Genomic DNA, 13,471 nt, shown 5'->3' on the forward strand with positions numbered 1-13,471 from the left:
CTGAGTTAGCGTCCGGTGGACTGAATAACGTTGCGGATACGTTCGTCTTCTTTGTCGAGGAATGTCTGCCCCAGCTCGTAGGCGCGCTGCACCTCGATCATGCGGCTGATTTCAAGGATTGGGTTCACATTCGACCCTTCCAGAAAACCCTGTACCATGCGCCCGTCAGGGGCAGGGGCAAAGCCACCCGGTGTCTCGAACATGGTGCCGCTTTGGCGGGTCATGTCGCCGGGGTCATTTGGCACCACCAGGCCGATCTGACCAATGGGATCACCGCCCGCGCTGATCGTGCCATCTGCGGCAATTCCGATGGGGCCAACCCCTTGCGGGATGAAGACAGGTGCGCCACCAGCGTCCAGCACCGGGTTGCCATCCATCGTTACAAGATCGCCGTTGGTATCAGGTGTGAAAGATCCCGCGCGCGTCAGGCGGGGCCCTGCGGCGGTATCGATCAGAAAGTACCCGTCACCTTCGATCGCCAGATCAAAGCTGCCGCCGGTTTGGGTCAGCGTGCCTTGGGTCAGGTCAGTATGCCGGACCCGAGCTGCCGCCAGCGACAGCGAAGGATGATCGGGACCAAGATCAGCAACGTATTCCGAGAACAACAGCCCCTCAGCCCGGAATCCGGTGGTCGAGGCGTTCGCCACGTTGTTGGCGATAATCCGTAGTTCGGACATCAACCCGGATTGTCGTGTCAAAGTGGCATAGGTCGCATTTTCCATGGTCAGCCTCCGGCAATCAGGGGGATCAGCGTGGCCTGAAAAAAGCTGACCAGTGTTTCGGTCATAAAGGCCATCGTGACCCAGAAGACGGCGATGATCGCGCCGAGTTTTGGAACAAACGTCAGGGTCATTTCTTGAATGGAGGTCAGCGCTTGGAACAGACCCACCGTCAGACCGGTCGCCAATGCAACCGTCAGGATCGGCAGTGAGATCAGGAAAGATATCCACAATCCCTGCCGCAGCGTGTCATAGAAAAGCGCCTCTTCCATCAGACGGGCATCCGCAGGATTTCCTGATAAGCCTCGACCACTTTATCCCGCACAGTGACTGCCGTTTGCACGGCCAGCTCCGTCTGCGCGAGGGCATGCACCAACTGATGTGGGTCCGCCCCTTCGGTCATGGCTTGCATGGCCGTGGTCTCGCTGGCTTGCATCGTCGACAGGAAATCCTGTGCAGCCCCTAGGGCTGCCGCCCCTGCGTCTGGCTGTGTTGCTGTACGGTTGGCAGCGTAGTTCTGCGCCACAAGTGTGCTGCGAATATCCATTTTTCAGGCCTCTCCTATTTCTTCAGCAAATCGTTCAGGGCAGAGGACATCTGCCGCACCTGATCAAACATCTTCAGGTTCGCCTCATAACTGCGCTGCGCCTCTCGGGCGTCAGCGATCTCAACCAGAAGGTTGACGTTTGATCCGTCATAATGGCCGCTGTCATCGGCCATCGGGTGTGTTGGGTCGAAAATGCGGTCCAGTGCTGTGGGGTCTAGTCGCAGGTTCGTGGCCTCGACCGCGCCAGTGCTCGTGGCGCCTTGCATGACCTCTTCAAACGCAATGGTCTTGCGGCGATACCCCGGTGTGTCGGCGTTCGCGATATTCTCGGACACGTGGCGCAACCGGTTGGATTGCGCTTTCAGGCCGCTTGTCGCGACACTGATAGCTTCAGAAAAATCGGTCATTTGAAATCCTTAGCGGCCAAGTGACGTGCGCAGCACAGTCATCGTGTGGCGATAGATTGTAAGGGCGCGATTATGCTCGCGGGCAATGTTGACGGCGTTCATCATCTCTTCTTCGATCGAGACGGCATTGCCATTGGGCGAAGGTTCCGCATCGCCGTTACCCGCCATTGGTCGCGCCGGATCAGGATCAAACGACAAATGTCCAGGGCGCGTGGCGCGCATCGTCGATGCCGCCTCTTTTGCATAGGTCTCTGTGAAGGGGGCGATCTGCCGGGCCTGATACCCTGGCGTGTCTGCGTTGGCGACATTGCGGGCGGTTGTGGCCTGTCGTGCACCGGCGTGCCGGGCCATGTCATGCGCTGTCTGGAACAGTGCCAGTGATTGATACATCGGGGCTTCTCCCTCGTGCTGATGAAACGAAGCATTAAGGGTGATTCCTTAAAAAGGTGTTCAATTGCGAAAGGGATTCTTTGCCATGACCGCAACTTTGATCGACCGGATGACCTCTGCCCTTGATGACCTCAAGGCCGTTCACCCCGTGGGCCGGGTTCTTGCCGTCACCGGCGCCGCCGTTGAAATTGGCGGGCTGATGCATGTTGTCCGACTGGGGGATCGTGTGGCGATACATGCCCAGGGTCAGCGTGTGCGCGCAGACGTGGTGCGTCTCGATGCCGGTGTGGCCCATGCGTTGGTCGATGGGCATTGCGACGGCATCGCGTTGAATGACGTGGTTCAATACACGCCAAAACCGCGGTTTGCCCCCGATGACAGTTGGGTTGGGCGCGTGATTGACCCAGACGGTCGGCCATTGGATGGGCGGGCGTTGCTGCCCGGTTTAGGGCAGGCCAATCTGCAAAACCCGCCGCCACCGGCACACCGTCGCCGGGCGTTGGGCGAACGGTTGGAAACGGGGCTGGCGGTCATGAACACACTTCTGCCATTGGCGCGCGGCCAGCGGATCGGCCTTTTTGCCGGTTCAGGTGTCGGGAAGTCGTCACTGCTTGCTGACTTGGCGCGTGGTGTTGATGCAGATGTGATCGTGATTGCACTTGTTGGTGAACGCGGGCGCGAGGTGCGACAATTCACTGAAAACGTCCTTGGCCCCGAAGGTATGAAGCGCACCGTCGTCGTTGCCGCCACCTCGGATCGCGCGCCGCAGGTCCGGCGCCGCTGTGCGTGGGCCGCCACGGCAACGGCAGAGTTTTTTCGCGACCAAGGCAAACAGGTACTTTTGCTTGTTGATTCCGTCACCCGATATTGTGAGGCGCACCGCGAAGTCGCTGTTGTGGGTGGAGAGCAGGCAAACCTCCGTGGTTTTCCACCCTCAACCGCCGGTGCCATCGCGTCCTTGTGTGAACGGGCCGGACCGGGTGAAGACGGGCAGGGTGATATCACTGCGGTCTACACTGTCCTTGTTGCAGGTTCTGACATGGAAGAACCAGTGGCCGACATGTTGCGCGGTGTCTTAGACGGGCACATCGTATTGGATCGGACAATTGCCGAAAGGGGTCGCTTTCCTGCCATTGACGTGTTGCGGTCCGTTTCACGGTCCTTGCCAGATGTCGCAGACCGGGTTGAAAATGCACTTATTGCTGACGCCAGAGCGCTCTTGGCGACCTACGACAAGGCTGCACTAATGGTACAGGCGGGCCTCTACGAGTCTGGATCAGACGAAAGGATCGACGCGTCGATTGCCTGCCATGAACCGCTGGAGCTCTTCTTGACAGTCAAAGACAAACGAGATGCCCGCGCCCACTTTGCCGCATTGAAAAAGGCGATAGCGCAGGGCGCGCCCGCGCAAAACTCCGGATAAGTCGCAAGAGAGAGGGCGATTTAGGGTCGGAGTCGCGTCGTGAGAATAGTCAGGCGCATCGCGCCAGGTCTAAGAAAGACACTGCCGCGCAACGTCTCGAAAGACAGATGACTTCTGCCCGCTCTTTCGGCCCCGTACCAATCAGGTTCAGCGCGGTTGATCGAAGCGCCTAAATCAGTTGCGATCTCGGCACGGCCGCCGATTGCAACAAGGTCAAGGCGATGCTGCCACCATTCGCGGCGCTGATCTGGGCGGCTTCCGATCGAATCAGAAACAACCGGATCAGATCTTCTTGCCTGTCAGGATCAAGAAAATCCGCAGCCTGATCGGTTCCAAACACGGACTTCGCTCTGTCCCGAAACGTTTCCAACTGTTGGTCGATATCAATTGTTCCAAAACTTGCGGGTAGCCCGAGGGCCTTTTCAAAAACGGTACGCAAAGGGCCGTCACCCATGATGGAAAACCAACGGCCTGTTTCGGTCTGGTTGTCGGCGACAATATCCGAAATCTTGTCCGCGGTATTCAAGGCCAGCCGCATGTCAGGATCGCTGTTGCCTACGGCACGCGCGAACTGTTGTTTCTCGTAGCGGGATACAATCTCGTCGCCAAAGAACGTTAACCCTGTTCGGGGGATATCACCCTGACCCAAACCAAAAGCTGAGGCAAACGCAAAGTAACGCTTGTCTGACAGCCGGTTGGCGAGGCCGTCTTCATTGGCGATGCCGTCCGACAGGACCTTAGAAACGAAAAAGCGATTGTTGATGTCTTCGTCCAGACCAAACGCGCCAAGTGCGACCGAGAGTAATCTGCGGTTATTCACCAGCTCTTCGGCAGTATTGATTTTCGCAATATTCTCTCGGAAATAGGTTGTATCACGAATGACCGGTTGGCTCTGATTGAACGTGTCTTGTTGCGCCTCAATCGTGCGCTGCAGGAACCGCCATCCGACATAGCCGGACAGAGGGACAACCGGTTGAAAGGTCATTGTGGCTGCGCCGCGATTAAGCGGTCCTCTTGCGGCAACAGGGCACGCAGCGCCTTCAGTGTCCGATAGAAGTCACCGGACCGAACAGCGCGCGTCGCGGCCGATAAACGGTCGTGGCTATCCTCGTCCATCAAGGCCTGGCTCAATTGATTGATGCCAGTGATCATCTGCGGTGTTGCGTCTTCCGGGCTAACGTCGCCGGACAACACCAATTGCGCAATGTAGCAAACCCGCCGCACGGGTGTATTCGCCTCGCCTGGATGGATTGCATCTCGCAAACGCAAGATGTTGGCATTGGGTGTAATGATGGACAGCTTGCTGCGTCGGTCACCGTTTTCGATCACGGCGCCATTGACCAAAACCCTTTCTCTGGGGTTCAGCTTTAGAACCAGCCCGCTCATGTGGTTGCACCCGAGGCACGCAAGCCGCGAATGACGGCGCGGTTGATATCGACCAAAGCGGACAAATCAGCCTCACCACGAAGAAATTTCTGGCTGTGCAGGTCGGTGAACTCAGCAAGATAGAATATATTGGCGCGTAAATCTGTGGGCAACGCGTTGTCGGCGTCTGCGACGTCAACGGCGAGAGCGGTCCACATTTGGCGGTTGTCGTGGACTGCGGATACGATGTGCGCATAAGGCGCGTCGGTCTGGGAAAGGCGGCTTGTAATTTCGGAAATTAGTTGGGCTTCGATAGACCGAGGGGTACGAATGGAAGCGGTTGAAGGGGCATAGGCCTGTCGGGCGAGTTCGATAGCGTTCACGGCGGATCCTTCCGGGGCGATGTGAAACTAAACGCGATTTTATCGCGCAATTGCGAGTGAGCCGGAGGCGCCAAGAGCGCCTCCGGCAAATGCCCTTAGCGGAAGAGCGACAGGATGGTCTGTGGAGCCTGGTTCGCAATCGACAGCGACTGGACACCAAGCTGCTGCTGGACCTGCAAGGCTTGGAGACGTGCAGACGCCTCTTCCATGTTGGCGTCGACCAATGTGCCAATGCCTGACTTCAATGCATCGGTCAGATTTGATACAAATTCGGACTGCGTTTCGATCCGACCCTGTGCAGAACCAAAGCTGGCTGCGGAGTCAATCGACGTTGCAATCAGGCTTTCGATGGCGGTCAGAGCCGCAGCTGCGCCGTCATCGGTTGTTGCATCAAGTTCGGACAGCAGCTGAAGGCCACCGCTGACCGAACCGCCAGCATCCAGGTCGATGTTGGCCGCAGCGGAAGCGGCAAGGGCTGTCGTCGTGTTATTCACAACGCTCACGACGTTCCCACTGACTGTCACGGTGAAGTCATCTGACAGACCCTGTTCCGCCAGACGGAAGTTCATGATGTCTGCCAGTCCGGATGCGATGTCAGATGTCGTGTCGCCGTCTTTGGCAACATACAACGCCTCACCTTTTGTCGCATCAACGCCGGCCGCTGTTGCAAAAGGTGTGCCAGAGACGGCTGCATCAAAGATCTGCATGTTGAAGCCGTAGCTGTCGCCAGCCATTACGGTTTTGGTCCGGCCGGCAGTCGTCGATTCACCGTTAATGGTGTATGTCGCGGTGCCTGCGCCGCTTGCCCCAGCGGTGCCTGCTGCGGTCATAGCGGCTGCGGCAAGTGCGAGTGTACCTTTGGTGCCTGCGGTCGTTCCAAGATCTTGTTTCGCAACGGAGATGTCGCTGGACGCCACGCCTGTTGCGGAACGGTCAAGAGACGACAGAACCTTGGTGATACCGGAATCGTCCACATTGCCAGCGGCGGTATATGCAGACGTTGTTTCCGCATTCGACAAGAGGTTCAGCCCGTTGAATTGAGCGGCACCGACGACAGAGGTGATTTGATCGCGCAATGCTTCGATATCAGTCTGAAGCTTTTCGCGGTCTACGTTCGATTCCTGCGCTGCGACGATCCGGTCTTTCATCTGCACAAGCAGATCAGACACGGTTTCAGAGGCCTGACGAGCAACCGAAACGGTCGATTCGCCCAAAGACAGGCTGGACGAGATGGCCTTGAACCCCTGTACATCCGATTCCATCACTTTCGAGATGGCCCAGATTGCGGAGTTGTCCTTGGCGCTGCCAACCGCTTTACCGGTCGAGATTTGGGATTGCGTCGTTGCGAGGTCCTTGTTGATGGACTTCAGTGTCTGCAGCGCGACCATTGCGCCGTTGTTTGTCAGAATGCTTGACATGGTTCACTTTCCTTTCGCGCGTCGCTTTGCGACCGCTTGATGGGGCGGCTCCCGCATATGCGGAATTGCCATGACGTCATTCTGACGCTTTTGCCGGTGGCTTTGCCCGGCAGGTCTACCGTTTTGGTGGCCTGATCTTTGGGCGATGCCCTCTCAACAAGAGGTTAACGCGCCTACCGATTATCTGCTCAATTTGATCCATTGTTTGGCCTGCCGATTTACACCTTGTGCTCTAGCCCACCGCTCTTACGGGATACGGTTTCTTTGTCGCCATGGGCGTTATAGATATTCAATCCCGAGCGGACCGCTCGCAATTCTGCCAACCGTTCCTGCGCAGAACGCAAACCACTGAGCGCAGCCTGCAATAGCTTGGCATTTTCACTGGCGGCGAGGCGTAATCGTTTAGCGTCTTGCGCGCTCAGCCGCAGTGCTGTCAGGTCTTGCATCAACGCGGTCTTACGGTCCGCCAATCCGGCCACCTGTTCCAACTGACCGGCCCGCAACGCTGCACGCTCTTCGTCAAGCAGCTTCAGGGCGCTTTGAAACCGCACTTTATCCATTGGCACGTGCTTTCATTGCGTTGAAGAGCGATTCGGCCAGTCCGATTCCGCCTGCGGCGACCATTTCTTCTGCTTGGGCTTCGCGCAGGAATGAAGAGAATTGCTCTTCTCCGATTCCGCCTCCAAATGCGCCTGATTGCGCGTCCAGCCCGGCAGACTTCAACATCTCGGCCAGAAACGTGGCTTCCAATTTTTGCGCCGCGGCGCGCAGCTGTTCGTCATGAACAGACACACCAACGATGGGCGGCGGAACTGCCGCTGGGAGAACAGGAATCGGCGTCATATCGGGACCTCAGTTTTTTTCCCTTTTGACCGATACCGGTAAACATTCCGTAAGCCTAATGCGTCAATTCTGCAGCAACGCAACGAAACAGGAGTGGTTGATGCAAGACGCGATTCAGGTGTTGTTGACCAGTATGCCAACAGCGGAAGGGGTCACGCCGTTAGTGCAACCTCAATCCGAGGATATGGTTGATTTTGCAGCGTTTCTCGACGTCATTGGGCAAGAGAATTTGCCTAAAAAGGCTGCACCACTGATGCTGCAGGTTCCTTTGGATGCCACCACAGAAACGGACGTCGCATTGGATGACGAATCACGTGCTGCTATGCCGAAAGCCGCTGCCGAGCCAGAGTCAGAGGCACCGAATAAAGCAGCCCTGATACCTGGTGAGATGCCAAAAACCGCAGCGCCTGACGTGGTTGTTGTGCGAAAGATGGACGATGCTGGTTCAAAGGCAAAATCCAATCTTGACGAGACGGTGCAACAACGAACGCCCACCCCTCCTGAACGTGCCGAGAAACCAATAGTTCAGGTCACAGAGCGCGCAAGTTTGGCGCAGGCGGCGATCGCGAAATCAGTGCAGCCTAAGCCATCAGATATGCAACCGCGAGAGCTGAAAATGACACAGCTTTCCACGGTCGTGACGGATTCTGCAGCGACAAACTCGCGAGCCGCGGGACCTGTAGAAGCGACTGCATTGCCCGCGCGTATCGTCGCGCAGATGGCGGATGTCCCTCAAGCCAAGCAACGTTTGCGCCCGCAAGAGTCGGGGCCGGAGCCTGTGCAAATGCCAACGAAAGAGCGAGCTGCGCCGCCGATGGTCACAATGCACCCAAAGACTGGCCCGGACATTCAAATTGTCAACAGTGATCCCAAACTAGCAGTGAAAAAGGACCTATTGGGTGAAGACATACCGCTGACACAGGCCCGACAGCCCACGACTGATGGCGCAGCACCCACGCGCCTCAGTGGCCCTGCCGCCCCCGCAACAGCGGAAGTTGCGCGCCAGATCGGCGGCCAGATGGCCGTCGCTGTGACGCAGAATAGGGCAGGGGTGACGGAGGTCGCGCTGAGTCCGCAAGAACTTGGCAAGGTGCGCATGACGATGACGGCGCAGGATAATGCGGTTGTACTGTCAATCGTTGCCGAACGTCCAGAAACGCAAGACCTGATGCGGCGGCATATCGATCACCTGCAACAGGAATTCCGCAATCTGGGCTTTCAGGACATCAAGTTCAGCTTTGGCAGCGGTTCGACCCCGCAGGAGCAACAAGAGCCCACCGATCAGGACACGACATCACCGGCGGCAGACGCCGATGGCGCACCGGATGAACAGAAAGCAACGCCAAACCGTGCGACCGATTCGGCGCTCGATCTGCGGCTTTGAAAGGACATTGATATGGAAGTTTCCAACGCCACCAACCCGACTGCCACGCCCCCACCGTCGGTTTCTTCGCGACCCGAGATCAGCTCTGATTTTGAGACATTCTTGAAGATGCTGACCGTACAGATGCAAAATCAGGATCCTCTCAACCCCGTGGATTCCTCGGACTATGCCGTTCAATTGGCGACGTTTTCGGGTGTCGAACAGCAAGTGCAGACCAATGATTTGTTGCGCGATCTGGCGACAAAGATGGGCGGCGGCGATATGGCGCAGATCTCGGGCTGGGTCGGGATGGAAGTGCGATCAACTGCACCGGTAAACTTTGACGGCAGCCCCCTTCAACTTTTGACTTCGCCTGATGCAAGTGCTGCGAATGCAGCGCTTGTGGTCAAAGATGCCGACGGGAACGAAATTCAGCGGCTGCAGATGTCTACCAGCGATCGAGAGGTGACTTGGGCGGGTGTCACTGCCGATGGCGCGCCGCTTCCACCCGGAAGATACAGTTTTGAAGTCGTCAGCAGCACGCAAGGTGAAGAAATCAGTCGCACCGGTGCGGAAACCTATGCGCGCGTGAACGAAGTCCAATTGCGCGACGGGCAAGTGGTGGTTGTGCTGGCCTCTGGCGCGACTGTCGCTGCGTCAGATGTGACCGCCGTCCGGGAATCATCGGATGGCTAAGCGTTAGAGGAGCGTAGAAAGGCCCCAAGCCGCGCCCACAATGAAAGCACCCAGCGACATCCAAGCGATCCGTGCGCGCCGGCGCTGCGGTTTGGGCGGCGGTGGCGGATTGTTCAGGCGGATCAGATGTTCTTCCGCCAAGCGTGGCAGCTGTGGGCCAAAGCGGGCCAGCACCCGGGCCGTTTTCAGAAGGTCGTTCACCAGTGCTTTGGGGCCAATGGACTTGGTCACATAGTCCTGCACGATGGGTTGGGCGACCTGCCAGATGTTCATATGTGGATCAAGCGACCGCGCAACGCCTTCGACCACCACCATTGTGCGCTGCAACAAGATCAGTTCTGTCCGGGTTTCCATGCCAAAGCGTTCAGTCACTTCAAACAGATACGATAAAAGCCGTGCCATTGAGATTCGGCTGGCGTCCATGCCAAAAATCGGCTCTCCGACAGCGCGCAAAGCCCGGGCAAATTCGTCCACGTCGCGATCAGCGGGGACATAGCCCGCCTCAAAATGGACCTCTGCCACGCGCTGATAATCTTTGCGGATAAAACCAAACAAAATCTCGGCATAGACACGGCGTGTATATTCATCAATTCGGCCCATGATCCCGAAATCATAGGCAATGATTTCACCATTTGCGGCCACCTTCAGGTTGCCCTGGTGCATATCCCCGTGAAAATATCCGTCGCGCAACGCCTGGTTCAGGAACACCTGCAAGACTCGTGCCGCCAGTGCGCGTCGGTCATGGCCTGCGGCATCCAACGCGGCGTTGTCGCCAATGTTCGTCCCTTCCGCCCAATCCAGCGTCATGACGCGGCGCGCGGACAGGTGCCACCGCACCGCTGGCACCTGAAATCCGTCATCCCCCACCGTGTTTGCGGCGAATTCGGACGCGGCAGAGCTTTCAAGCCGAAGATCCAATTCGCCCATCACGACGCCTTCGAAGTGAGTGATGACTTCCATCGGACGCAACCGGCGGGAGGCCGGCGACAAAAGCTCAATCGCGCGTGCGGCAAAGTAGAAGGCGTCAATATCCTTGCGAAAGGCCCGTTCTATCCCCGGGCGCAGCACTTTAACTGCGACCGCATCGCCGCCTTCGGCCAAATGCGCCTTGTGCACCTGAGCCAGGGAAGCGGCTGCGACGGGTTCCGAAAAGCTGGAGAACACTTCCTCGACCGATTGACCGATCTCGCGCTGCACTTCTGCCTTGGCCTCTTCCACAGAAAAAGGCGGCAGTTTGTCTTGCAAGACACGCAACTGTACGGCCAATTCGTCACCAACCACATCGGGGCGCGTCGACAGGATTTGACCAAATTTGATGTAGGCCGGTCCAAGTGCGGTCAGCGCACGCACCGCAGGCGGCATGGTCACATCACCCTTGTACCCCAGCCATTGGAACGGCCAGACCAACCCGCGAAAGACGGCCCGCAAAAGCGGCCCGGCCTCAAACGCATCCAGAACGACCTTCATTGCACCGGTGCGTTCTAGGGTGGCGCCTGTGCGAATTAGGCGGATGATATTGTGTGGCCCGCGCAAATCAGAGTTTCCAACCAGAATGCAGGCAGGCCACGCCCAACGTCATGTTGCGGTACTTTGTGTTGCTGAAACCTGCCGCGTTGATCATGCCCAGAAACGTGTCTTGATCCGGAAACTTTCGAATAGATTCAACAAGATACTGATAGCTGTCCCGATCGCCCGCAATCATCTGGCCCATGCGTGGGATCACGTTGAATGAATAGGCGTCATAAGCGGCCTGCATCGCTGGATTGGGCAATTGGCTGAACTCCAGCACCATCAAACGCCCGCCCGGGCGCAGAACGCGATAGGCTTCGTTCAATGCCTCCTGCGGGCGGGTCACATTCCGGATACCAAAGCTGATGGTGTAGACGTCAAAGCTGTTGTCGGCAAAAGGCAGCGCCATGGCATCGCCCACAACCCAATCCAGACTGTCGGCCATGCTGGCGGCCTCGGCCCGTTTGCGCCCTTCGATCAGCATCGGTTCAGTCAGGTCCAATACGGTTGCATGTCCATGACCCGCGCGCTTGAGAAACCTAAAAGAGATATCACCGGTCCCGCCCGCCACATCCAGCAATTGCTGACCGGGACGCGGGGCAAGCCAATCCATCATTGCGTCTTTCCAGATGCGGTGAATGCCCACCGACATCACGTCATTCATGATGTCATACTTGCTGGCAACAGAGGAAAAGACCCCCTGCACACGGCCTGCTTTGTCACCTTCGGGGACTGTTTCATTACCGAAATGCGTTGTTTTTGGGCTGTGGTCGGTCATGTCATTCCATCGCCTTAGTCGCGTCGCAAAGGGGTTATACCCATGCGCGCAAAGACACAAATTGTCATTACGCCACAGGAGATAAGCATCGTGCTGCTGCTTTCGATCATCGTCGCTGCAATTGTGGGTCTTGCTGCGATTTCCGGGCTGATCCTGATGACCTTTGGCCCATACGTGCTGGCCTATATGCTTGGCCGAAGGGTGCGTAGCGCGGCGGCACAAAAAGATAGTGAGGGGCGGCCAGTTCAGATGACAGGCCTCGCTAACGCGGGTCTGGGCACCTTGCCCTTGGATGTGGGCTTTGTTGCGGGTCTGGGGCGTGACGCGGTCCCGCAATCCACCGCGGGTTCGTTGTTATTGCGCCCAACCTGGGGCGTCCGGATGCTCAGCATCGTCTTTTCTGCGCTGCTTATCTACATTGTCTATATCGGGCGCGGCGATCTGGTTCCGGATTCGCCCTATGTCTGGCCAGTACTGGGCCTTGTGTTGGGCTACGGCATCTTGACCACGAACATCTACGAACTGCGCTACAGCACTGAAGGTTTTGTCACCTCTGGCTTTGCCCGCCGCCGAAAAGAAGTGCGTTGGAAAGACCTGTCGTACATCACTGACAACGGGCATTACTTCTACTACTTTCACACCTTTTCGGGCCAAAAAGTCGAGACACTGAAATACCTAGTGGGTATCGGCGACTTCCTCAGCTATGCACGGGCGCAAATGCACTTTCACGACAGGCACTGAATGCCCGAACTGCCAGAGGTTGAAACGGTCCGCGCCGGACTCGTCCCCGTGATGGAAGGGCAGGTGATCGCGCGTGCGGACGTCAATCGACCTGATCTGCGCTGGCCGTTCCCCGACCGCATGGCCGACCGTCTGACCGGGGCCAAGGTTTTGCAACTGCGCCGCCGGTCCAAGTACATTCTGGCCGATCTGAACTCCGATGAAACCTTGCTGATTCACCTTGGCATGTCGGGCCGGATGCTGATTTCGGGTCATCAGATCGGTGATTTTCACCTTCCGCACCCTGCACCAGCAAAGCATGATCATGTTGTGTTTCACATGGGTCAAGGGGCGCGGATCACCTTTAACGATGCGCGTCGTTTCGGCGCGATGGACCTATTGCCGACTGCCACGCAGGATGATCATTGGTTGCTGCGCACGCTGGGGCCGGAACCATTGGGGAATGCCCTGAATGCGGACTATCTGACAGAGCGCTTGAAGGGTCGGAACACCCCGATCAAGACGGCACTTCTCGATCAAAGGATCATCGCGGGATTGGGAAATATCTATGTTTGCGAAGTGCTTTACCGCGCCCGCATCCATCCTGCACGCAAGGCCGGGCGCATCGCTGCGGCCCGTGTTGTGGCGATGGTCCCGATCATCCGCGATGTCTTGTCAGAGGCGATTGCAGCAGGCGGTTCATCCCTGCGCGATTACCGTCAGGCCGATGGTGAATTAGGCTATTTTCAGCACGGTTTTCAGGTCTACGACCGCGAAGGTGAACGTTGCCAGACCCCCGAATGCAAAGCTCGAATCAAGCGAATCGTCCAATCCGGACGCTCATCCTTCTTCTGTCCGCAATGCCAAAGATAGCTTGATTGCCTGTAAAAGATTTGCGAACCCAAGAACC

The 13,471-nt window shown here is 57.4% G+C and carries 18 protein-coding genes; 5 read left to right on the plus strand and 13 right to left on the minus strand.

All coding sequences use genetic code 11. The features are described 5' to 3' along the window. Nucleotides 1-5 precede the first annotated feature (5 nt). The 5 genes from AB3Y40_RS16675 to AB3Y40_RS16695 are packed head-to-tail and all read right to left on the minus strand — an operon-like array spanning nucleotide 6 to nucleotide 2,063. Complete coding sequence (locus AB3Y40_RS16675; protein WP_369440009.1) at nucleotides 6-722, minus strand: flagellar hook-basal body complex protein; 717 nt, start codon at nucleotides 720-722, stop codon at nucleotides 6-8. A 2-nt stretch (nucleotides 723-724) separates the two neighbouring features. Further along, complete coding sequence (locus AB3Y40_RS16680; protein WP_459554000.1) at nucleotides 725-991, minus strand: flagellar biosynthetic protein FliQ; 267 nt, start codon at nucleotides 989-991, stop codon at nucleotides 725-727. After that, nucleotides 991-1,266 (minus strand): flagellar hook-basal body complex protein FliE, encoded by a 276-nt coding sequence (gene fliE / locus AB3Y40_RS16685; protein WP_369440010.1) that lies wholly within the window; start codon nucleotides 1,264-1,266, stop codon nucleotides 991-993. Before fliE ends, AB3Y40_RS16680 begins: the two co-directional genes overlap by 1 nt. Nucleotides 1,267-1,280: 14 nt before the next feature. Further along, a complete protein-coding gene (gene flgC / locus AB3Y40_RS16690; RefSeq protein WP_369440011.1) occupies nucleotides 1,281-1,673 on the minus strand; it encodes a flagellar basal body rod protein FlgC in 393 nt (130 codons plus the stop codon). 9 nt (nucleotides 1,674-1,682) lie between these two features. Then, nucleotides 1,683-2,063: a FlgB family protein gene (locus AB3Y40_RS16695; RefSeq protein WP_369440012.1), complete on the minus strand. Its 381-nt coding sequence runs from the start codon at nucleotides 2,061-2,063 to the stop codon at nucleotides 1,683-1,685. An 85-nt stretch (nucleotides 2,064-2,148) separates the two neighbouring features. Between AB3Y40_RS16695 and AB3Y40_RS16700 the strand changes: the two genes are divergently transcribed. Further along, nucleotides 2,149-3,486, plus strand: a complete 1,338-nt coding sequence (locus AB3Y40_RS16700; protein WP_369440013.1) for a FliI/YscN family ATPase — start codon at nucleotides 2,149-2,151, stop codon at nucleotides 3,484-3,486. 169 nt (nucleotides 3,487-3,655) lie between these two features. On the opposite strand, the gene AB3Y40_RS16705 is transcribed toward AB3Y40_RS16700, so the two are convergent. From AB3Y40_RS16705 to AB3Y40_RS16730, 6 genes are all read right to left on the minus strand, one after another. Continuing rightward, complete coding sequence (locus AB3Y40_RS16705) at nucleotides 3,656-4,471, minus strand: DUF1217 domain-containing protein (RefSeq protein ID WP_369440014.1); 816 nt, start codon at nucleotides 4,469-4,471, stop codon at nucleotides 3,656-3,658. After that, on the minus strand, nucleotides 4,468-4,872 hold the full coding sequence (gene flbT, locus AB3Y40_RS16710) for a flagellar biosynthesis repressor FlbT (RefSeq protein WP_369440015.1): 405 nt from the start codon (nucleotides 4,870-4,872) through the stop codon (nucleotides 4,468-4,470). Before flbT ends, AB3Y40_RS16705 begins: the two co-directional genes overlap by 4 nt. Beyond that, entirely contained in the window at nucleotides 4,869-5,234 is a 366-nt protein-coding gene (gene flaF / locus AB3Y40_RS16715; RefSeq protein ID WP_369440016.1) for a flagellar biosynthesis regulator FlaF, read from the minus strand. The genes flbT and flaF overlap by 4 nt, the downstream gene beginning before the upstream one ends. A 95-nt stretch (nucleotides 5,235-5,329) precedes the next feature. Then, complete coding sequence (locus AB3Y40_RS16720; protein ID WP_369440017.1) at nucleotides 5,330-6,652, minus strand: flagellin N-terminal helical domain-containing protein; 1,323 nt, start codon at nucleotides 6,650-6,652, stop codon at nucleotides 5,330-5,332. A 218-nt stretch (nucleotides 6,653-6,870) separates the two neighbouring features. Continuing rightward, a complete protein-coding gene (locus tag AB3Y40_RS16725) occupies nucleotides 6,871-7,218 on the minus strand; it encodes a hypothetical protein (protein ID WP_369440018.1) in 348 nt (115 codons plus the stop codon). Continuing rightward, on the minus strand, nucleotides 7,205-7,495 hold the full coding sequence (locus AB3Y40_RS16730) for a rod-binding protein (protein WP_369440019.1): 291 nt from the start codon (nucleotides 7,493-7,495) through the stop codon (nucleotides 7,205-7,207). Before AB3Y40_RS16730 ends, AB3Y40_RS16725 begins: the two co-directional genes overlap by 14 nt. 25 nt (nucleotides 7,496-7,520) lie before the next feature. Here AB3Y40_RS16730 and AB3Y40_RS16735 point away from each other — a divergent pair, with 25 nt between their 5' ends. Then, nucleotides 7,521-8,879, plus strand: a complete 1,359-nt coding sequence (locus tag AB3Y40_RS16735; RefSeq protein WP_369440020.1) for a flagellar hook-length control protein FliK — start codon at nucleotides 7,521-7,523, stop codon at nucleotides 8,877-8,879. A gap of 12 nt (nucleotides 8,880-8,891) precedes the next feature. Next, nucleotides 8,892-9,554: a flagellar hook capping FlgD N-terminal domain-containing protein gene (locus AB3Y40_RS16740; protein WP_369440021.1), complete on the plus strand. Its 663-nt coding sequence runs from the start codon at nucleotides 8,892-8,894 to the stop codon at nucleotides 9,552-9,554. A 3-nt stretch (nucleotides 9,555-9,557) separates the two neighbouring features. Here AB3Y40_RS16740 and ubiB read toward each other — a convergent pair whose 3' ends face one another. Together ubiB and ubiE are read right to left on the minus strand one after the other, a co-directional pair. Next, nucleotides 9,558-11,087 (minus strand): 2-polyprenylphenol 6-hydroxylase, encoded by a 1,530-nt coding sequence (ubiB, locus tag AB3Y40_RS16745; RefSeq protein ID WP_369440022.1) that lies wholly within the window; start codon nucleotides 11,085-11,087, stop codon nucleotides 9,558-9,560. A gap of 1 nt (nucleotide 11,088) precedes the next feature. Further along, a complete protein-coding gene (gene ubiE, locus AB3Y40_RS16750) occupies nucleotides 11,089-11,841 on the minus strand; it encodes a bifunctional demethylmenaquinone methyltransferase/2-methoxy-6-polyprenyl-1,4-benzoquinol methylase UbiE (RefSeq protein WP_369440023.1) in 753 nt (250 codons plus the stop codon). Between the two features lie 42 nt (nucleotides 11,842-11,883). Between ubiE and AB3Y40_RS16755 the strand changes: the two genes are divergently transcribed. Both AB3Y40_RS16755 and mutM read left to right on the plus strand, forming a co-directional pair. Continuing rightward, on the plus strand, nucleotides 11,884-12,582 hold the full coding sequence (locus AB3Y40_RS16755; protein ID WP_369440024.1) for a hypothetical protein: 699 nt from the start codon (nucleotides 11,884-11,886) through the stop codon (nucleotides 12,580-12,582). Beyond that, complete coding sequence (mutM, locus tag AB3Y40_RS16760) at nucleotides 12,583-13,434, plus strand: bifunctional DNA-formamidopyrimidine glycosylase/DNA-(apurinic or apyrimidinic site) lyase (RefSeq protein WP_369440025.1); 852 nt, start codon at nucleotides 12,583-12,585, stop codon at nucleotides 13,432-13,434. Nucleotides 13,435-13,471 lie beyond the last annotated feature (37 nt).

It is taken from the genome of Yoonia sp. R2331, assembly GCF_041103235.1.
Taxonomy (GTDB): Bacteria; Pseudomonadota; Alphaproteobacteria; order Rhodobacterales; family Rhodobacteraceae; genus CANMYO01.